This is a genomic window from Candidatus Leptofilum sp., assembly GCF_965223525.1.
Lineage (GTDB): Bacteria > Chloroflexota > Anaerolineae > Promineifilales > Promineifilaceae > Leptofilum.
The window spans coordinates 620748-640365 of sequence record NZ_CBDCWX010000004.1; the positions used below are offsets into that span (position 1 = coordinate 620748).

Here is a 19618-nt window from a genome sequence, read left to right on the forward strand (position 1 = left end):
CTTAGCGCATAAAAACGCGGAAAGAATCCGCGGCTACGAATGTTGAAAATGATGGTTTGTGCCATAATTGCGAGTCATGAACAGACCCATCCAAATTGCCCTTATCGGCGACGTGCATCGCCAGTTTGATCAGCACGACATCACCCGGTTCAACCAATCAGACTATGAATTTCTGCTGTGCACGGGCGATTTGGCTAACCTGTGGCATTGGCAAGGGTTGGTTGCCGCTCGGCAAGTGGCAAAGCTGCAAAAGCCCACGCTCATTGTCCCTGGCAACCACGATACGCTCCCGTTGCCGCAACTTGTAGCCGAAAGTAAGCAATTGCCGCTTTGGGTGCGCCGTTGGTTGGCTTGGGGGCAGCCATTCCGCCTGTGGCAGTGGCGGCGGGCCTTGGGCAAGGTACAGGTGGGTGGCTACTCGGTGCATCTAGTGCCGAGAGTAGAAGATTTGGCGGTGGTGGTGGGACGGCCGTTTGCTATGGGCGGTTCTGTACTGCATTGCCAACCACAGCTCAGGCGCCAGTTTGGCATCAGCACGATGGCTGAATCCGCAGCCAAATTGTGCCAGCTTATTGAACAAACGCCGCAGCAAAGACTCATCTTTTTAGCCCACAATGGCCCAACCGGGCTAGGCAGCAGCCAAGATTCCATCTGGGGCAAGGATTTTCAGTCTCCGGCAGATGATTATGGCGATTCCGATTTACGCGAAGCGATTGATTTTGCCTGGCAGCAGGGGAAAACGGTGTTGGCGGTGTTGGCGGGGCATATGCACCATCACATTAAGCAGGGAGGACATCGCACCTGGCATGTGGTGCAAAATGGCATCCATTTCATCAACGCCGCTCGTGTGCCGAGGATTTTTGAAGAGAACGGCCGTACCATCCACCACCACATCCGCCTCACCATTTTGGATGACGACGTGACTGTTACTGAAAAATTGGACGCGGATTAACGCAGATGGACGCGGATCAAAAAATCAACGTCATCAGCTTTAGTCCGCGGCGCGGGCTTTTATAATGTAATGACCTGACCCGTTTTAGCCGATTCGTACAGTGCCAGAACGGTTTTGACGTGGTTGCGCGTTTCGGCAAAGGTGAGGTATTGGGAACGGCCGTCCAACACCGCATCGTGCAAATCTTCAACTTCACCCAGGTACAGCTCCTTTTCCGACACTACTATCTCTTCCGGATCGCCTTCTTTGGGGTAAAATATCAGCTTCCGCTGGCCGTCGTCTAGAGCCACAAACGGCCGATTCAGGATGAGCCGCCCTTCGGTACCCAAAATTTCGGCGTGCGTGAGCCAGGGCGTGCAAAATGATGAACTAATTTGGGCCATTCCTCCGTTGGCATACAGCATTTGCCCAGAAAAAACCTCATCCACGTCACTTTCGCCAATCCATTGAAAGCCTGTTACCTGTTCTGGTGGGCCACCCATCACGAATTGGGCCAAACTCAGCGGGTACACGCCCACGTCCCACAAGCAGCCGCCACCCATTTCTGGCACCAGCCGGATATTTTCGCGTGTGTTAAAGGCAAAGTTGAAGACCCCCCGCACTAGCGTGACGCGGCCGAGACGGCCGTTCTGCACCAGTTCCCCCACAATTTTGGTCTGGGGATGGTGCCGGTACATGAAGGCTTCGGCCAAATAGCAGCCAGTTTGTTGGGAAACGGCCGTCATCTCATCCACTTCAGCCAGCGTCAGTGCAAACGGTTTCTCGCACAGCACATGCTTACCGTGCCGCATCGCCTTGATTGACCATTCTGCATGTAAATGATTGGGCAGCCCGATATACACCGCGTCTACTGCGTCTGAGGCCAGCATCACTTCGTAGCTGCCAAACGCTTGGGGGATGTCCCACTTGTCGGCGTACGCTTGGGCAGATGCCTGGCTGCGGCTGGCCACCGCCACCAATTCCCCCTTGGCTGATTCCCGAATGGCCGGAATTAGCCGCCGGTTGATGTTGGCTGTTGAAAGCAATCCCCAACGAATTTTAGACATGATAATCCTCCTGGATTAGTGAACCTCCCGCAGGTTCTTAAACCTGCAGGAGGTTGTTTGCTGACATTCATTTTACCATTGCCTTCACCACATTTCCCTAACTCATTCACAATTTCTTCAAGATTGTGCTGCATACTGCCAGCATTGAAATTTAGGTAGCCACAGAGTTCACAGAGAAATTGAGACTTTTGAGCAAAACGCCAAGAATCTAAAAGCATTATCTGCGAAATCTGCGGATAAAACATAAGGAGATAAACATGTTTCGCAAAATTTTTGGCATTGGTCTACTCATCCTCTTATTGATGGGTCTTTTTGGTGGATTTGGCAGTCGCAGTCGGGCTGCCTACTATGAAGGATATTCAGACGGCTTGCAAGCGCAGACCAGCGAATCGGCCGAAGAAGGTGCAGAAGCGGCACCACCCGCAGCAGCTTACCGTGATGGTTATGGACACGGCCGTTTCATTGGCTGGGGCATTTTGGGTATCTTTGCCATCTTCTTCAAGATCGGCTTCTTCTTTCTGCTGGCAATGCTCATCATGCGGCTGATTTTTGGCCGTCGTCGTTGGCACAAGGGTGGCCCTTGGGGACGTGGTGGTTGGCACAAGCACAGTCATCACCGCCCTGGGCGCGAGAAAAGCCCCAAATGGATGGACGACAGCGACGATGATGAACCAGTGATGACAGTTTAAATAGTGGATGGGTGCAGGTCTTAAACCTGCACCTACCCATTACTCAAATAAATGACTGTCGAAAAAATCGGCCGTGCGGGTCATCATTTGCGTCCAGGCCGTGCCGATGAAAAAATGGCCCTGTTCTTCATAGCTGAACAGCGTACTCTCTTTACCAGCCATCAGCAATGCTTCATGTAGCCTGGGTGCCCAGTCTGGCGGAGTTTCAGCAAGGCCGACACCATCGGCCGTGCCAATATGAATTTGTGTGGGTACTGTCACGTAATTCAGGTGATGAATTGGTGCTATTTGTTGCATTAGCTCTGGATTGGCTGCGGCTTCAAAGTAAGCGTCTATCAATGTTGTGGGGGTGTTAGCTGGCAAGACCTCAGCGGGATTGCATTGGTTTGCCAGCTCGGTTTGGTTATTTAAGCAGCCAGCACCCCAGCGGGCAATGAGGTCGGCATCGTTAGCTGAGTTGGGGGCATGAAGAACGGCCGCTTTTACCCCATCACCAATCGTTAGCACCTTTGTGATAATGCCGCCACCCATGCTGTGCCCCCACAAACCGACCTTGCTGGGGTCTGCCTGGGGCAGTGAGGGCAATGAGGCGATTAGGTTTAGCACGTCGCTCACCAGCCCTGTATGGAATAGGCTCAGCCCGCTGTCTGAACTGCCCCAGCTGCGGTAGTCGGGGGCAATGGTAAGATAGCCACGCTGATTTAAGAAGCCTGCTTGCTGCCAGGTTCCCGCACCAGAGAAATAAGCCGAACGATCATAATAGCCGTGGTTTAAGATGATGACTGGAAATGGTCCTGAGCCGGGCGGCACTTGTAGAATCCCGCTGATGGTTAGCCCGTCGCTCGGATAAGTGATGGCATAACGGCGAAACGATGCTTCTTCGGCCAGCAGTGTCCCTACCTGAATGACGCCGCCGGGGAAATCACGCTGGCGCATGCCCTCAATGGTATAAGGCATGATTGGGTGCGGCGTGGGCGTTGGCAACTGTGTGGCTGTTGGCGAACTGGTGGGTAGGCTTGTGGCACTGGTTGTCGGGTAGGTTGTTGCTACAGCTACGACGGGAGGCGGCACGGCTGTTTCCCGTGCCTGCGTTGGTAATGTTGTGATGGTCGGTGTGGGAGTCGAGGCTGGTTGAACGACCGGGATGCAAGCTATTAAGCCCAGCACCAACAGAAGCAAAAAGAAAAATCGTGATCGCATGGATTAGATCGTACTGGCAAACGGCCGTTAGGCAAAATGAGCAGCCGCTGAGTAGAGGCTCTGTTTGGCAGATTGAAACTTTTAATACACACTTACGCTATGAACGAACGTATTCTTGTTGTTGATGATGAACCCAAAATTGTGAAGCTGGCGCGGGATTACCTGGAGCGCAGTGGGTATGCGGTGTTGACGGCTGGTGACGGCCGTACCGCCCTAAACATTGCCCGCAGCGAAAAACCAGACATGGTGGTGCTAGATCTGAACTTACCAGAGCTAGACGGACTGGACGTTTGCCGCACCCTGCGCCGCGAATCTGACGTTCCCATCATCATGCTCACCGCCCGTATTGACGAAACCGATCGGCTCATTGGTCTGGAACTTGGCGCAGATGATTACATCACCAAGCCATTTTCGCCGCGCGAGCTGGTGGCCCGCGTGCGTGCTGTGCTGCGCCGCGTGCGGGGTGGCCTAGTACCCACCGAATTTATCCAGATTGGCAACCTCGAAATTGATTTGAATGGGCATCGCGTTAGCCGTGCCGGGGAGACGGTACAGCTTACCCGCATCGAGTTCAATCTGCTGGCTATCCTGGCCCAGCACCCCGGCCAAACACTCAGCCGAGAGCAACTCTTGGAGCGACTACATGGCTTCTCCCACGATAGCTACGAGCGCAGCATTGACGCCCACATAAAAAACTTGCGGCGCAAGCTGGAGCCAGACCCAGCAGAACCGATCTACATTCTCACGGTGTACGGCATTGGCTACAAATTTAATGATGAGGTGTTCGCGTGAAGCCGAACAAGGATTGGCGACATTACCCAGGGAGACCGCCGCATCACTGGCGTGGTTCTCGGCAAGGCCGATGGCGCAAACGGCATGGCCGATTTTTTGGCTTTATGGCTTTTTTTGGCCTGATGGTGCTGCTGGTAGCTGGGGGGATGACCATTTTTACGATGCTGCTAACGCGACGGGCAGGTGGCACGCCAGAAACGGCCGTACTCGTTTGGATTAGCGGTTGTGGTTTAGCACTGGCGCTGCCGCTGCTGGCCGTTACGCTAGCTTTCCGCACCTTTCGCCGCGTGGCCAATCCGCTAGCGGCTGTCATGGACGCTGCTGATGCCGTGGCTGATGGTGATCTGAGCGTGCGTGTGCCAACGTTTAGCGGCACCAACGACTTTACCCGGCTAGCCCAATCGTTCAATAACATGACCGAAGAGCTAGAGCGGGCAGACCAGCAGCGGCGCAACCTTACGGCCGACGTGGCTCATGAGCTGCGGACGCCATTGCACATTATTCAGGGAAACCTAGAAGGCGTGCTGGATGGTGTGTACGACCCCACATCGGAACATATCGAAGCAACGCTGGATGAAACACGCCTGCTAGCCCGACTGGTAGATGATCTGCATACACTTTCCCTGGCAGACGCGGGTCAGCTTCCCCTCAATCTGGAATCTGTGAACGTGGCAGATTTGCTGGCAGATGTAGCTACGAGTTTTTCTGGCCAGGCGGAGGCGCAGAGGGTGGCACTTTTGGTGGAAACGGCCGTACTCTCCCAAAACACACAAATCCAGGGCGACGCTGGCAGGCTAGACCAAGTGCTCAGTAATCTGGTGGTCAATGCGCTGAGGCACACGCCGAGGGACGGCCGTATCATCCTCACGGCCAAGCTGGTAGACAATGCAGTACAAATTCAAGTCACCGACACGGGCGAGGGCATCCCAGAAGAAGATTTACCCTTTGTGTTTGAGCGATTTTGGCGGGGGGACCGGGCCCGGACGCACAGTGGCGGGGCTGGGGGCGGCTTGGGATTAGCCATTGCCAAGCAAATTGTGGTGGCGCATAAAGGGCAAATTTCAGTGAGTAGCATCCCCCACCAAGCAACGACTTTTACATTGACAGTCCCTGTTGCCTAAGTGCGTAGCAACAGGTTTATGCTTCCTCATCAGGCTCTTCCGGTTCATCAACCGGAATGACCTTTTGCGGTTCTGGGAACTTAACCTCTTGCGGCCCAGCGAAAGTCACTTTTTGCGGCCCACCACCAGGGATTGTGAAGATGATTCGCTTTAAAGCAAACACCTGGTCAGGCATCACATCGGGGATAATCAGCGCATCACCCACGCGAGCGGTGCCCTCTACAAAGCGATACGCCGCCAAGCTTAAATACAAATCGCGTGCGCCAGTAAAAAATTGAAAAATGCGCCACACGGGATTGCGCGACCAGTTAGTGTCTACTACCTGTGGCAACCCCTTTAACTCAATATTGTCTACCAAAAAAAGCGATCCCGGCTGGGGGATGGAAATAATAAGACGCGCATTGGTTTTCAGTAACCGCCATTGACGGTATTCAATGCGCTCCATAATGGCATAAACAATTAAAACTAGCAGAAGTACAAACGGTAAAAACGCCCAGTACAGCGAAAAAGTGCCGGTGAGCAGCGCATACAGCATAATGCCTGCCACTAGCAACAAAGTAATCCCTAAAACATAGTTAAAGTAGTGAAAAACAATGCCGCCAACAAGGTCACGGTACCAGGCCAAACGAATTTCTAGCTGTGGCTCCTCGTTGGGTAGCAAACGCTCTTCTAAATCTTCTGGCTGGAAAGTGTCTTCAATATTCCAACGGAAATTTCGTGGCAGCCGGCGCCAGTAGCTGCCAAGCAGCCCGGTGAAACCAGTTCCAGTTTCTCTGCGGTTACGGTCGCTCATTAAACTTCTTGCTGATTACAGAATTATTGTGACGGTGCCGGAATGTTCAATACCTGTCCTACAATGATGGTGTGGGAGGTCAATCCATTCACAACCATAATGTCGTTAACAGTTGTGTTATACCGCTGGGCAATGCCAAATAATGTGTCTCCAGCCATAACAGTGTATTGGGTTGGCCCGGTTCCGGGCCGCAGTGTGGGATCATCGGTTCCGGGCATGGGTGTTGCTGTAACAACTACTTCACGAACGACCTCAGGTGTTGTTTGTGGCTGAACGATGGTAGCTCCGTCTGTATCGTTGAAGGAATTGTCAATGATTTGTTCGCTACGATCTTTAAACTCCTGAAATTCGGCAGAATTATCTGCATTTTCTAACCGATCATTAGCCCAGGAAAATACGAACGAGTCCACAAACCAGCCAACGACAAAAAAGGTAATTAACACACCAATGAAATAGGTGATTAACTTACCTAGATTGAAGGAGCTAATATCTTTACGGAATAGTAAAAACCCAATAAAGGCAAAACCTAATATCAGTGGGGCAAACTTTAATAGTTCTAAAAAATCCATCTTCTACTCCTTATTTGCTTTGATGGCGAGGTTGTTTGTTTATAGGTTCCCTCTCTGCCACGGCGAGTGCTATGGTGAATTCACGGTAGAAACTTGGCCGGATCGACAAAGGTTTCGTTTACTTTGTCGTAAATAGTGTAATGGACATGCGGGCCTGTGGTGTAGCCAACGGCACCCATTACGCCAACCGCTTGGCCGCGCGTTACAGTACCTGCTTCAACAAAGTACGAACGCGGATGCAGTAGCCAAACGATCCATTCATCATTCTCAATACGAATTGTGCTGTTGTACCATTGGTCGGTATAGGTTGTGACGTCGCCTGGCATTGGAGCAACTAAAATGGCCGAACGGTTGTTGCTGGAAATATCCAAGCCAGGCAAGCTGTAGCTACACCCATGAATATCCTGGGTGAGAATTGGCGATTCAGAGACGGGGTTGAGACGGGGTTGTAGGCGAAGGCGACCCAGTTTGTGGGGTTCTCCTAAGCAGGTTGAGTCGTTTGTTGCTCGCACACTCGGTAAAGCCATCAGTTCGCTATTGCGAACGGCGGTGCCTGCCAGTTCATGCCACGCCTGAGTGCCCAGATCATAAATTTGGGTGCTGATATTGAGGATGGAAAGGGACAACGGCCGTTCTTCCGCATCCATTTGGGAAACGATTAAACTTTGAAATGCCAAATGAGTTGGCCAAGCACCTAAAGAAGTCACAGCTACCGTTCCTAGCTCTATATCTGAATAAACCATGTTGGTGTAATTTTCATCATAGTTGTTCATGACATAGGCAGATTCATTCGCATCTAGCCGTGCTGCTGCGCCTGAACCTGCATTGTAAGCAAAATAGCACCGTTTGATTGTGTCTGGATCGTGCGTCAGGTATGTAATGTCTGGGCAGCGAATTTTGAATTCAACCGCTGCAATAGCTAGCTGTTCACTGATTTCCAGGTCTGAAATAGAGCCGGGTGTGAAACACGGCCGTTCCCCAGAACGAACCAAATCATATGCGCCAATAATACCTGTACAATTCTCTGGGTTTTCTGCCCGCATACTGTTTTCTTTGAACCAGAGTACAAGCGGAACCTCTCGCGGAATATCTGCTTCACGGGCAATATGGTCGGCAATGGGCGCCCACTTGATGACTGTTTCTTGAATATTGCTTGGTAGGGCATATTGCCCTTCCAGATAGTAGCGACTACCAGTCAAAAGGCCCGTTGCCAATGCCACAAAAAGAAATGAATCCAAAATGCCCCGAAACAGGCTGGTGACAATGAGTTGTGGTTGTAACCCCAGGCTGGGCAGCAACTGATTTTGTATCCAGATGCGAAACCAGTCTGGCAGCCATTGCACCATCCTGTAATAAGGAGACATAATAATCACATTATAGCTTCACATTAAGTAAAGTCAACAAAACTTATGTCACGTAATATCTTGTTTATAGAGAGGGGGAAGAGAAAATAGTCCTACTAGAGGTGGGGATGGAGTTGGAAGGGAAACGGCCGTTTCTATCAATTTCGCAACTACTTTTGATCGACACCTGCATTTACCAACCGGGGGTCAAGGGCATCACGAATGCCATCCCCCAGCAAATTAAAGGCCAAGACTGTGATGGAGATGGCAATTCCAGGTACGAATACTAGATGGGGAGCGCTAAAAAGCTGATTCCGCTCGCTACCAAGCATGGTGCCCCATTCTGGCGTGGGCGGTTGTGCCCCCAAACCCAAGAATGAGAGAGCGGCCGTATCCAGAATGGCCGTGGCCACACCAAGCGTTGCCAAAACGATCAGCGGCGGTACTGCATTGGGCAAAATTCGTTTGATCAATATTTCAAAGTCACTGGCACCCATCGCGCGAGACGCTTCCACGTAATCTGCTTCTCGGATCGATAAAACGGCCGCGCGAACAACCCGTGCATAAGCTGGCATACTAACAATGGAGATAGCCAACATTGCATTAGTCAACCCCGGACCCAAAACAAAAACAATCGAAATCGCCAGCAGCAAGAACGGGAAGGCGAGAAAAATGTCCATTATTCGCATAATGAGATTATCAACGACGCCACCAGCGTAACCGGCAAGCGCCCCCAGAAGTGTGCCAGAAACGGCCGCTATCGTCACAACGATAAACCCAATTTGTAAAGAGACGCGCGCCCCATATAGCATCCGCGAAAAGACATCACGCACATTTCCATCGGTACCGAGCAAATGCTGCGGCTGACTTTCATCGCAGCCCAACAAATGAATACAAGGAGGCTGACGCTTTCTAATACCTTCCTCTTTGCCAATTAAAACATCTGTGGGGTCAAACGGAGCAATGGCAGGTGCAAAAATGGCAAGAAATGTAATGACAGCCAGGATACTTAACCCGACAATTGCTGAACGCTGGCGCAAAATCCGGCGCAAAGTCAGACGCCATAAACTGTTCGCTTTGTAATCTTGAATATCAGCAATATTGTCATCGGGGATTTGTGCAACTGAGGCCATAATGATTTTTTATTCCAGACGAATCCGCGGGTCTAAAAGTGCATACGATAAATCAACTACCAAGTTAAAGAAAACGTAAATGAAGGCCACAACAATGACGAAACCCTGCAAAACCGGGAAATCGCGGGCAAAGGTGGCTTCAACAACGCTGCGGCCTACACCGGCCAAGCCAAAAATAGTCTCTGTTAAGACAGCGCCGCCCAAAATGCTCCCTAACTGCAACCCCACAATTGTAACAACAGGGAGCAACGCATTACGAAAAGCGTGCTTGAGAATGACTAAACGTTGTGGCATCCCTTTGGCTTTTGCTGTCCGCACAAAATCCAGCCCCAAGACCTCTAACATACTAGACCGGGTCATGCGGGCGATAATGGCCGTGGGGATTGTGCTAAGGGCAATGGCAGGTAAGGTTAGGTGCTTAAGAGCGTTCCAGAACACTTCCCAATCACCAGTTATTAGCGCATTGAAAATGAAATGATTAGCAATAAATTCGTATAAGAGAAATCTAAAAGAATCTGGTTCAGCTTGCCACTCCCATAATTCATAAAAAGGTGTGGGAACAACACCAGCAGATAAGCGACCAGAGGGGGGCAAAACAAAAGGCGTGTCCTTGAGGATGACTGCAAACAAATAGACAAGTAGCAGCCCAAGAAAAAATACAGGAATTGAGATGCCCATATTTGCGCCGATCATAACGATGACATCGGCAAAAGAGTTACGGCGTACGGCCGCAATAATGCCCACTGGCACACCAATTAATACCGCCAGGAACATAGCCGACACGCCTAATTCAATTGTCATTGGCAGACGCTCTGCCAATATGAGCGTAACCGGGCGGCTAAAACGAATGGACTCACCCAAATCACCACGAGCCAGGCCACTCAAAAAAATGAAAAACTGCGTACTGATTGGCTTATCTAAGCCATGATTGCGTATAAAGAGTTCACAAGTTTCTTGGGTTGCTTTTTCACCCAGGATTGCTTTGCAGGGATCACCCGGAATTGACCGTGCCAGGACAAAGGTGACCAGTAAAACTGCAAAAAGAACTGGAATGGCAAGCAGTATGCGTCGAACGGTGTATTGAACCATAAGAAATTTGGATGTGATGAATTTAGCGTGTACGGGGTGGCATTTAGACACCTATCTAAATGCCACCCCGCATTTTTAGCTTTTAGCTACGTTGCTTTCAGCTTAAAGCTTAACGATTTATTTTACTCCGACGGTGCGTTGATTAAACCGTCCCACAGATAGGAGAAGTAATCAAAGCCACCTGTGTTACCAACATGGTTGGGGTTGGCGGCATCAATACCTGCGGCCCAGGAGGCAACAACGTCGTTGGCATCGAGGTGGGAACCATCATGGAACAAGACGCCTTCGCGCAGGGTACATGTCCAAACGGTGGCATCTGCATTGCCGGTACATTCGGTTGCCAGTTCAGGAACGGTGTTGCCGGAATCATCTTCGTACTCAAGCAAGGTTTCTACAACTTGTTGACACGGCCGTAATGATTCACCATCTGTTTCGTCGGCACAGTACAGGCTGATTGGCTCGTTGTTTTGCATGAATACCAGCGTGTCCTTGCCCGGATCCATTCGGTAGAACTGGGCAGCACCAAATGGTGGTACGTAGGCGCCTTCCAGGCTGGCTAAAGCAGCATTGGCAGAAGCACCGTGAGCGATTGGCACCATCGGTACCAGCTCTTTGATAGCATTGTTAGCTTGCTCGTAAAGAGGTGCTGCTTCACCCGGGTCGGCAATTTGGGATGCTTCTTCCAGCACTTCATAGATTTCTGGATGCGGTGTACCGAACTGCGGATTTGGCTCGCCAAAGTGGAAATCCAGGAAGTTGGTGACGTGCGGATAATCTGCACCCCAGCCGAGTAGATAGAAGCCATCGAGACGGCCGTCTGTGGATTCAGCAATGAACTCACCAGATTCCATGACAACAACTTCTGCTTCGATGCCTAGATTGTCACGCAACTGTGTCTGGAATTCAACGGCAACAATGCCCGGTTCCGGCAGGTAAACGCGGAAGACATCCCGGTAGTAAATGCTGGTTTCAAACCCATCTGGGTAGCCTGCCTGGGCTAGCAGATCGCGGGCTGCTTCGGGATCGAAATCGTACCATTCTTCGCCTTCACAACCAGCAGGAATGGAACAAGGTGTAAAGTGAGAAGCAACCTCTGAACCGGCCGGGAAGAAGTTATCTACAATGCGCTGGCGGTCAATGCCCAGGGCAATAGCCTGCCGAACCAGGGGATCGTCGAATGGCTCAAACGTGTTCGTCATAGCCAAGTAGAGGATGTTCGGGTTAAAGTCTGGTATCAGAACCAGATTTGGATCACTTTCTACTGCTTCATAATCGTCAGGGCTGACGTTGGTGATGTAATCAGCGGTGCCTGCCTGCAACTCTACCAGCCGTGCTGCGCCTTCTTGATTCCAACGGAGAACGGCCGTTTCTGCGGGTGCCGCCTCACCCCAATAATCATCGAAGCGACTATAAATGACAGAATCGCCACGAACCCATTCATCTACCATGTAAGGGCCAGTACCAATGGGTTGCTCCAAAATTGCGCCCGTACCACCAGTTTCAGCAATCCATTCAGCCGGCTGAATGCCAAAGGGGGTAAAAGCAATTTTCGCCAGGAAAGCCGGGTCTGGCTTACACAGATTGAAGACAACTGTGTACTGATCCACAGCTTCGATGGAGCTAATCTTGCCGCCGTAGTCACAGCTTTCGGCTGCAACAGACATTGGCTCGAATTCCATCATCTCTTCATCGTCCATGGCCTCTTCGTCATCCATCGCTTCCTCGTCATCCATGGCTTCTTCATCATCCATGGCCTCGTCGTCAGCGGTGTCCTCAGTCGAGGCTGAGTCATCGGCGGCTGGTTCCTCGTCTGTAGCCGCGCCGCCGCCACAAGCGACGACGAACAGGCCCAGCAAGAGAAAAAGAACGGTTAAAAGGGTCCACTTATGGGTGTTTTTCATATTCTCCTCCTTAATTGAGAATTTGAATAAAGTTGCTGCAATGCAAGCAAAATGTAGAGGTAAATAGTGAAGGCAGCAATGGTAGCATGGCTTCAGACAGATGACAAACAACGCGGTGGCAGATTTTCATTGACGAAGGGTAATTGACAACTCGAATGAAGTAACAAACCATTTACGATGCTGTTTTTAGTTGACGGCCGTATTTTAACACCTACCATTCCCCAACATTTTGTAACTCCCTTGCCACTGCTATAATTGCTGCATGAATAACCGCGAAGTTGCCAAAATATTCGCCGATGTAGCCAACATGCTTGCCATTCGTGGCGACATTATCCACCGTGTTTTGTCTTACCGCCGTGCTAGCGAGGCGATTCAAGAGCTGGGGCGTGACATTAACCAAGTTTACGAGGTGGGTGAGCTAACCGACATTCCTGGCATCGGCAAAACGCTGGCGGAGAAAATTGAAGAGATGCTTACCACGGGCAAGCTCGCTTTTTATGACAAGCTGGCACAGGAGATTCCGCCCTCGCTGGTGGAGATGCTGAAAGTAGATGGCCTGGGGCCCAAGCGGGTGAAGCAAGTGTATGAGACGCTCGGCATCACCACGTTGGCGGAGCTGGATACGGCGGCCAAAGCAGGCAAGCTGCGTGAACTGCCCAAAATGGGCGCAAAGTCCGAGGCGAAGCTGGTCAAGGCAATCGAGGCATTGGCGCGGCACGGGGATGATCGCACCCCCATCGGTGAGGCGTGGCCGTTGGCGCAGCAAATTTTAGCTGAGTTGGAGCCGTTGCCGGGCGTGGTGAAAACGGCCGTTGCCGGTTCCCTTCGCCGTATGAAAGAAAGTATCGGGGATGTGGATCTGCTGGTGGCAGCCGATGACGCCGCCCCCATCATGGATTACTTTGTGAATATGCCACGCGTGGAGTCTATTTCCGGGCATGGGCCAACCAAATCCAGCGTGGTGCTGCTCAACGGCATGCAGGTGGATTTGCGCGTGCTGCCCATCGAGCGGTGGGGAACGCTACTTTCCTATTTTACGGGCAGCAAAGACCACAATGTGCGCCTGCGCGAGTTGGCCCTTAAGCAGGGCTTAAGTTTGAATGAACACGCTTTCACTCCCACCAATGACGGCGGTGGTGCTGATAGCGCGGAAATCTTGTGTGACAGTGAAGAAAAGCTGTACCAGGTTTTGAACCTTCCGTACATCTTACCGACGTTGCGTGAGGATCGAGGGGAAATTGAGGCGGCGCTAAATGGGCAGCTGCCCCAACTTATTCAGATCGAGCAAATTGTGTCTGATTTGCATATGCACACTACTTGGTCTGATGGCAAAATGACCGTTTTGGAGATGGCGCAAGCGGCGCAGGCGCGTGGGATGCAATATATTGTCATCACCGACCATTCGCAAAGTTTGGGCATTGCCAACGGGCTTACGCCAGCACGATTGTGGCAGCAGGCGGAGGAAATTGCCGCCGCTAATGAGCAGATGGGGCCGGAATTCCGCATTTTGCACGGCACGGAGATGGAAATTAAGGCGGATGGCTCACTCGATTTTGAGGACGAGGTGTTGGCCCGGCTTGATTTTGTGATTGCCAGCCTGCATGTAAGCCTGAACCAGCCACACGAGCAGGTGATGAAACGCATCATGAACGCAATGCACAATCCGCATGTGGATATGATTGCCCACCCCACCGGGCGGCTGCTGCCGGATAGGCCGGGGGCTGATTTGGATATGGAGACGGTGTTGCAAACGGCCGTTTCTACCCAAACCATCCTCGAAATCAATGCCAACCCGCGCCGCCTGGATTTACGCGATAGCCATGTGCGAAGAGCAATGGAGTTAGGTGTTTTGCTCTCCATCAACTGCGACGCACATCACGTCGAGCAGTTTGATCTGCTGCATTACGGCGTCGCTACTGCCCAACGCGGCTGGGCTACGGGGGAAATGGTTGTGAATAGTTGGCCGCTGGCAAAACTGTTGACATTTTTGGAGGAGAAGGGACGGTAATTGGGTAATTATGTAATTGAGTAATTACCAAGTTACCTAATTACTCAATTACCCAAAACAGTTACTTCGCAGGATATACTTATGGAATCAGGAACAACGGCCGTTATTCGCAGTGCATTAAAAGGTTTAGATGAAGAGACGCTCCACCTTCTGCGTCAGGTAGCCAAGCGAGTAGAATATCCGCCGAATACCACCCTGTGCCATCAGGGGAAGATAGAGCATGTTTTTTACGTTGTTGTGAAGGGCAACGTGGCCATTGTGCGCGTTTTGGAAGATGGCGAGGAGCGCATCCTCAATATGGTAGGCAAAAATGGTTACTTTGGCGAGATGGGTCTCATTGATGACTCTCCCCGCAATGCTAACTGTGTCACCATTACCCCCACGACCGTGCTAGAAGTGACCGAAGAGGCTTTTGACAAATTTGTCATGAACAGCCCCGCTTTGGCCAATCTGTTGCTCCAGCAAATTTTATCCAATGCCCGCAATATGGATCGAATATATATTGAAGATTTACAGGCTAAAAACGAGGCGTTGGAACAGGCGTATGAGCGGCTAAAAGCAGCCCAGGAAAAATTAGTGGAGCAAGAGCGGCTGGAACGTGAACTGGAGCTGGCAGCCCAGGTTCAGCGCAATTTGGTACAGGTCGAGCTGCCACAATTTTCGGATTATGCTTTTGCCGCTTACCTGGAGCCTGCCCGGCAGGTGGGTGGGGATTTTTATGACGTGTTGGAAATTGACGACGAGCATGTGGGCGTGCTGATTGCAGACGTGGCTGACAAGGGGTTCCATGCGGCCCTTTTCATGGCTGTTACCCGCACGCTCTTTTTGCGCGAAGGCCAACAATCGCTTTCCCCGGCAGCGGTGGCGTTAGCTGTTCATCGGGGCATGTTTGATATTGCCAACAATGATGAGGTTTTTCTGACGGCATTTTATGGCGTACTGCACCGGCCGTCTGGTCGTCTAACTTATATTCGGGCGGCACATGAACGGCCGTTTCTGCTGCGCCCTGGTCGTGAAGTAATGGCTTTACCCGGCGGCGATCGCTTCCTGGGCATGATGCCTGATCTGGAACTCAATGAAGAGACCATAAACTTGGAACCGGGCGATAGGTTGGTGATGTTTAGTGACGGCGTGCCAGATGCGGTCAACGAAGCAGACGAAGGGTATGGTAATCAGCAACTGGCTGCTACTGTAGCGAACTGTGGGGTGAGATCAGCGACTGAAATTGTGGACTATTTAGTGAAGGACGTTGCTCAATGGCAGGGCAGCGCAGATCCGTTTGATGATCTGACGCTTCTTGTGCTGGAAGCAAAAGCAGCAGCCTAATGGCCCGATACCAAATTCCTGAAGACCCTAGAAAGTCTAAGCGAAGTGATCCGCCAGATAAACAGCCGCGTCGCCTGCGGCAAGATACCCAAGCGCCAATTCCCTGGCGCTGGTTAGGCCTGGGGCTGATTGTCACCATCATCAGCATTGGTTTGTCACTCGCGTTAGTCAATTCATTGTTAGCCCGCCCGCCGCTGGAAACCGCTCCCATCGAATCGACGCTCATCATCCTGACCGCACCGCCTAGCCCCATCCCGTCCCCCACATCGCCATTGCCCACGCCTAGCCCCATTCCCACCTTCACGCCAATACCCACGCCAGATACGGCCGTTGCTCCCCCAGAGATCACTGTTGGTTTTTACGCCCAAGTGGCTAACACTGATGGCTTTGGCGTGACGCTGCGCGGCGGCCCCAGTACCAGCAATGCCCAAATCACCGTGGTAGATGAAGAGTCGCTTGTCCTGGTTATCGGCGGGCCAGAGCCAGACGAAGCCAACAATCGGCTTTGGTGGCAAATTCAGCTCGACGATGGAACCGAAGGGTGGGCGGCTGGCGATTTTCTTATCCCTGCGGCTGGCCCATAATCATTTGACCCTACATTTTGGTAATGGAAGCGCCAGCGTGAATGGTGCCGGATTGGATCACTTTGGTATTGATTCCTCGTAAATGAAGCTGCTTTCCCGTTGGCGAATTCACAAATTTCACGGCATCCATGCCGTAGCGGGTCACAAACTTTTTGCAGCCAGTGTGCGGTTGAGCCGTGACTTCTACAATTGCATCGCCAATTTGCAATTGGGTTCCCGGCGGAATATTTTCTTCGCTTAAGTCAAAATCAATGTAAAGCTGGTCGCCAGCCAGTGCCCAGCGGTCGCGGCTTTGGGCTACTAAATCTGCTGCACGGCTGTTCATCAGGGTCAGTTGGGCATTTGGGTTAGCGGAGCCATCGGGCGTGGATTTGCTGCCGCGAGTTTGCCAATTATCGCCAACTAGCCCAACGGCCGTATCCAACTCGCCTACCTCTAATAGTTCACGTTCGTCGGTAGACGGCCGTCTTACAATCATTTCCAACACACCATCATCCTGCGGCGATTGCCGAATGTGATCTAGCCCTGCTTCTAATTCTGCCATTGTCAGATGTTTGGTTGCCATCAATTTATCTCCTAAATATTTGTTTTAGTTGCGAAAGCAAACAATGCTGTCCAGAGCATTTAGCTCGTCATCAAATTTTAGCATCATCTATTTGTTGCTTTTGGCTGATGAGGTGAAATGCCTCGGAAAATGTTAAGGGCAAGCCCGCTTCCCAGGCTGCGTTAAATTGTTCTGGGTCTAGCTGGGTGCGGAGCTTGGCTAGAAGGTCTTCGTAATAAAGTTCTTCTGGATAGCCAAACCAGCTATTGTGTTGGGTCAGGCGAGCCTGAGCGGTACTGAGGATGGTTAAGGCGGTTGTGAAACGGCCGTATTGGGCTGCAACTAAAGCAAGGCCACACAACACATCGCCTTTGCCTTTTATGTGATTGATCTCCTCATAAAGTGTATAAGCACGGGTAAATAACGGAAGCGTTTCTTCATGTTGGCCGAGCTTTAGCAAGGTTAAGCCCAAATTTTGTGAGGCTTGGGCAATTCCCCATAAATTACCCTCTGCTTCATACGTAGCCAGACTTTGCTTATGGTACTGTTTGCTTTCCTCAAACTTATCCTCTTGGGCACAGATAATGCCCAGAGCCGTGTATGACCAAGCCATACCAAACTGATGATTAATCTCGACAAATATTTGGTTTGCCTGATGAAACAGATCAAATATTTTGTTGGTTGGTTCTTGCATTTGGACAGCATACAGCGCAATCCAGCCGATAGCCCATGCTTCACTGGCGTGGTCTTCGGCTTCGCGTGCCAGACTAAGCGCTTCTTGAGCCAGCGAATGGCCTAATTCTGTGCGGTTGAAGTTGGCGGTAAGGCGTCCCGCTGCATTCACAATTGCCCTGGCACGTATCTTGGGTGTTGCCTCTGTTTCCAGGGCAAGCGCTTGTTGCAGCCAACGGAATCCCTCTAAGCTGTGCCCGCGCATTGTCCAGTACCAGCCCAGGGCAGCAACAAAACGTAAAGCCAACGCTGCTTCTTGATGTTGAAGGAACCAGGTTAACGCTTGCTGGAAGTTGGCGTGGTCGTTTTGCAGGGCTGCCAACCAGGTGATTTGTTCTGAACGATGTAATTTTGGTGCGGCCGTTTCGGCTAGTGTCAGGTAGTAATTAGCGTGGCGGGACTGCATTTTTTGCAGAAATCCGCTGGCGGTGAGCAAATTTAGGGCAAATTCATGGATGGTTTCATACAGATAGTAGCGGGGCATGTTCTGGTTGGTTTGCTGCCTAACCAAACTTTTATCCACTAGTGAAGCCAGCTTTTCCAGAACGGGTTCCGCAAGATCGGGCTGGCACAGTTGCTCAACGGCCGTTAACGTAAACCCGCCCCGAAACATACCCAAACGGATAAAAAGCCGCTTTTCTGCTTCGTCTAGCAGATTGAAGCTCCATTCAAGCGTGGCGGTTAAGGTTTGTTGTCTGGCGGGTGCGTCACACACGCCACCAGTTAACAGCGGCAGGCGTGTTTCCAGGCGGGCCAACAGCAGTTGGGGCGACAAATGTCGTACGCGGGCCGCCGCCAGCTCTATGGCCAGCGGCAGGCCATCTAAGCGACGGCAAATTTCTATGATGGCATGGCCGTTTTCTTCATCTACAACAAATGTTGGCTCAATGCGCCGAGCTTCAGCCACGAATAACCGTACCGCCTCGCTTTCAAAAACCTGCTGTTCCGAATGCTCGGGGTTGGGCAGGGTGAGGGGCGGAACCCAAAAAAGGTGTTCTCCAGATACCCGCAGGAGTTCCCGGCTAGTGACGATGATTTTAAGTTGCGGAACGGCCGTTAAAAGTTGGGCAACAGAAGTGGCTGCTGCCATAACCTGTTCAAAATTGTCTAGCACCAGCAGCAACTGTCGCTGCCCAAGCGATTCAGAAATATCGGCCAGCACAGATTGGTTGCCGCTTTCGCGCACGTTGAGCTGCTGGGCAATGGCAGACATGACCAAACTTGGCTCCCGAATATCTACCAGATTGACAAAGAAAACCCCATCGGCAAAGTGTGCCTGTTGCCGCTTTGCTACCTCCAGGCTGATGCGTGTTTTGCCAATGCCGCCTGGCCCAATGAGCGTTAGCAGACGCAATTCTGGCTGAGCCAGCAGCGCTGCCAATTGGGTTAGCAGTTGGCTGCGCCCAATGAAAGGCGTGGCGGGGATGGGTAGGGCAGGGTGCTCCCGGTTTTGTTTGGTTTGTTGCGGCAAGGGTGATGGGCGGCTGTTTAGTTTTGCCACTTGCTGTGTGCCGCGGGCTACTTGCAGGAAAACTGTTTTGTTATCTTGGGGGATAGACAATGCGTCGGCCAATAATTTGGCTACCTGGGCAGACGGCCGTCTTTCATCAGCCTCAATTTTCCGCAAAAATGACCGAGAAATGCCGATTTGAGTTGCTAACTTGGCCTGGGTTAGATCGAGCACCCGCCGCCGATGCCGTACCCACGCCCCGAACGAAACGTTTGCCAATTCCTCTGCTTGTTGTGACACAACGATTGCCCCTTCGTTTTGTGGCACTCATTGTGCCACTAATGGC

At 51.5% G+C, this 19618-nt stretch carries 17 protein-coding genes; 7 read left to right on the plus strand and 10 right to left on the minus strand.

What is annotated here, in order from left to right; all coding sequences use genetic code 11:
* Nucleotides 1-76 precede the first annotated feature (76 nt).
* Nucleotides 77-952: a metallophosphoesterase gene (locus ACOQPM_RS02885; RefSeq protein WP_420627722.1), complete on the plus strand. Its 876-nt coding sequence runs from the start codon at nt 77-79 to the stop codon at nt 950-952.
* A 59-nt stretch (nt 953-1011) separates the two neighbouring features.
* On the opposite strand, the gene ACOQPM_RS02890 is transcribed toward ACOQPM_RS02885, so the two are convergent.
* Entirely contained in the window at nt 1012-1998 is a 987-nt protein-coding gene (locus ACOQPM_RS02890) for a Gfo/Idh/MocA family protein (RefSeq protein WP_420627723.1), read from the minus strand.
* 257 nt (nt 1999-2255) lie between these two features.
* Here ACOQPM_RS02890 and ACOQPM_RS02895 point away from each other — a divergent pair, with 257 nt between their 5' ends.
* On the plus strand, nt 2256-2687 hold the full coding sequence (locus tag ACOQPM_RS02895; protein WP_420627724.1) for a hypothetical protein: 432 nt from the start codon (nt 2256-2258) through the stop codon (nt 2685-2687).
* Nucleotides 2688-2726: 39 nt separating this feature from the next.
* On the opposite strand, the gene ACOQPM_RS02900 is transcribed toward ACOQPM_RS02895, so the two are convergent.
* Nucleotides 2727-3887, minus strand: a complete 1161-nt coding sequence (locus ACOQPM_RS02900; RefSeq protein WP_420627725.1) for an alpha/beta hydrolase family protein — start codon at nt 3885-3887, stop codon at nt 2727-2729.
* 99 nt (nt 3888-3986) lie between these two features.
* Between ACOQPM_RS02900 and ACOQPM_RS02905 the strand changes: the two genes are divergently transcribed.
* Both ACOQPM_RS02905 and ACOQPM_RS02910 read left to right on the plus strand, forming a co-directional pair.
* Nucleotides 3987-4679, plus strand: coding sequence for a response regulator (locus ACOQPM_RS02905; protein ID WP_420627726.1), 693 nt, complete (start codon nt 3987-3989; stop codon nt 4677-4679).
* Nucleotides 4676-5800 (plus strand): sensor histidine kinase, encoded by a 1125-nt coding sequence (locus ACOQPM_RS02910; protein WP_420627727.1) that lies wholly within the window; start codon nt 4676-4678, stop codon nt 5798-5800. Before ACOQPM_RS02905 ends, ACOQPM_RS02910 begins: the two co-directional genes overlap by 4 nt.
* Before the next feature lie 16 nt (nt 5801-5816).
* Here the strand turns inward: ACOQPM_RS02910 and ACOQPM_RS02915 are convergent, their stop codons facing one another.
* The 6 genes from ACOQPM_RS02915 to ACOQPM_RS02940 form a co-directional block, all read right to left on the minus strand.
* A complete protein-coding gene (locus tag ACOQPM_RS02915) occupies nt 5817-6593 on the minus strand; it encodes a hypothetical protein (protein WP_420627728.1) in 777 nt (258 codons plus the stop codon).
* A 23-nt stretch (nt 6594-6616) separates the two neighbouring features.
* The gene (locus ACOQPM_RS02920) at nt 6617-7162 is read right to left on the minus strand and encodes a LysM peptidoglycan-binding domain-containing protein (protein WP_420627729.1); all 546 of its coding nucleotides are present in this window, start codon (nt 7160-7162) and stop codon (nt 6617-6619) included.
* Nucleotides 7163-7242: 80 nt separating this feature from the next.
* Nucleotides 7243-8526 (minus strand): M23 family metallopeptidase, encoded by a 1284-nt coding sequence (locus ACOQPM_RS02925; RefSeq protein WP_420627730.1) that lies wholly within the window; start codon nt 8524-8526, stop codon nt 7243-7245.
* 149 nt (nt 8527-8675) lie between these two features.
* Entirely contained in the window at nt 8676-9638 is a 963-nt protein-coding gene (locus ACOQPM_RS02930; RefSeq protein WP_420627731.1) for an ABC transporter permease, read from the minus strand.
* A gap of 9 nt (nt 9639-9647) precedes the next feature.
* A complete protein-coding gene (locus ACOQPM_RS02935) occupies nt 9648-10727 on the minus strand; it encodes an ABC transporter permease (protein ID WP_420627732.1) in 1080 nt (359 codons plus the stop codon).
* Between the two features lie 122 nt (nt 10728-10849).
* Entirely contained in the window at nt 10850-12628 is a 1779-nt protein-coding gene (locus ACOQPM_RS02940; protein ID WP_420627733.1) for an ABC transporter substrate-binding protein, read from the minus strand.
* A gap of 262 nt (nt 12629-12890) precedes the next feature.
* On the opposite strand from ACOQPM_RS02940, the gene polX reads away from it, so the two are divergent.
* The 3 genes from polX (at nt 12891) to ACOQPM_RS02955 (ending at nt 16546) form a co-directional block, all read left to right on the plus strand.
* Nucleotides 12891-14636 (plus strand): DNA polymerase/3'-5' exonuclease PolX, encoded by a 1746-nt coding sequence (gene polX / locus ACOQPM_RS02945; protein ID WP_420627734.1) that lies wholly within the window; start codon nt 12891-12893, stop codon nt 14634-14636.
* Between the two features lie 81 nt (nt 14637-14717).
* Complete coding sequence (locus ACOQPM_RS02950) at nt 14718-15962, plus strand: SpoIIE family protein phosphatase (protein WP_420627735.1); 1245 nt, start codon at nt 14718-14720, stop codon at nt 15960-15962.
* The gene (locus ACOQPM_RS02955; protein WP_420627736.1) at nt 15962-16546 is read left to right on the plus strand and encodes an SH3 domain-containing protein; all 585 of its coding nucleotides are present in this window, start codon (nt 15962-15964) and stop codon (nt 16544-16546) included. The genes ACOQPM_RS02950 and ACOQPM_RS02955 overlap by 1 nt, the downstream gene beginning before the upstream one ends.
* Before the next feature lie 10 nt (nt 16547-16556).
* Here the strand turns inward: ACOQPM_RS02955 and ACOQPM_RS02960 are convergent, their stop codons facing one another.
* Both ACOQPM_RS02960 and ACOQPM_RS02965 read right to left on the minus strand, forming a co-directional pair.
* A complete protein-coding gene (locus ACOQPM_RS02960; RefSeq protein WP_420627737.1) occupies nt 16557-17111 on the minus strand; it encodes an MOSC domain-containing protein in 555 nt (184 codons plus the stop codon).
* Between the two features lie 70 nt (nt 17112-17181).
* Nucleotides 17182-19572 (minus strand): NB-ARC domain-containing protein, encoded by a 2391-nt coding sequence (locus ACOQPM_RS02965; protein WP_420627738.1) that lies wholly within the window; start codon nt 19570-19572, stop codon nt 17182-17184.
* Nucleotides 19573-19618 lie beyond the last annotated feature (46 nt).

Excerpts from the sequence above, each read along its gene's own strand:
- ACOQPM_RS02905 (WP_420627726.1), top strand. The coding sequence starts at position 3,987 with ATGAACGAACGTATTCTTGTTGTTGATGATGAACCCAAAATTGTGAAG.
- ACOQPM_RS02895 (WP_420627724.1), top strand. The coding sequence starts at position 2,256 with ATGTTTCGCAAAATTTTTGGCATTGGTCTACTCATCCTCTTATTGATG.
- ACOQPM_RS02935 (WP_420627732.1), bottom strand. The coding sequence starts at position 10,727 with ATGGTTCAATACACCGTTCGACGCATACTGCTTGCCATTCCAGTTCTT.
- ACOQPM_RS02955 (WP_420627736.1), top strand. The coding sequence starts at position 15,962 with ATGGCCCGATACCAAATTCCTGAAGACCCTAGAAAGTCTAAGCGAAGT.
- ACOQPM_RS02890 (WP_420627723.1), bottom strand. The coding sequence starts at position 1,998 with ATGTCTAAAATTCGTTGGGGATTGCTTTCAACAGCCAACATCAACCGG.
- ACOQPM_RS02915 (WP_420627728.1), bottom strand. The coding sequence starts at position 6,593 with ATGAGCGACCGTAACCGCAGAGAAACTGGAACTGGTTTCACCGGGCTG.
- ACOQPM_RS02940 (WP_420627733.1), bottom strand. The coding sequence starts at position 12,628 with ATGAAAAACACCCATAAGTGGACCCTTTTAACCGTTCTTTTTCTCTTG.
- ACOQPM_RS02960 (WP_420627737.1), bottom strand. The coding sequence starts at position 17,111 with ATGGCAACCAAACATCTGACAATGGCAGAATTAGAAGCAGGGCTAGAT.
- polX (WP_420627734.1), top strand. The coding sequence starts at position 12,891 with ATGAATAACCGCGAAGTTGCCAAAATATTCGCCGATGTAGCCAACATG.
- ACOQPM_RS02930 (WP_420627731.1), bottom strand. The coding sequence starts at position 9,638 with ATGGCCTCAGTTGCACAAATCCCCGATGACAATATTGCTGATATTCAA.
- ACOQPM_RS02925 (WP_420627730.1), bottom strand. The coding sequence starts at position 8,526 with ATGTCTCCTTATTACAGGATGGTGCAATGGCTGCCAGACTGGTTTCGC.
- ACOQPM_RS02885 (WP_420627722.1), top strand. The coding sequence starts at position 77 with ATGAACAGACCCATCCAAATTGCCCTTATCGGCGACGTGCATCGCCAG.
- ACOQPM_RS02920 (WP_420627729.1), bottom strand. The coding sequence starts at position 7,162 with ATGGATTTTTTAGAACTATTAAAGTTTGCCCCACTGATATTAGGTTTT.
- ACOQPM_RS02900 (WP_420627725.1), bottom strand. The coding sequence starts at position 3,887 with ATGCGATCACGATTTTTCTTTTTGCTTCTGTTGGTGCTGGGCTTAATA.
- ACOQPM_RS02950 (WP_420627735.1), top strand. The coding sequence starts at position 14,718 with ATGGAATCAGGAACAACGGCCGTTATTCGCAGTGCATTAAAAGGTTTA.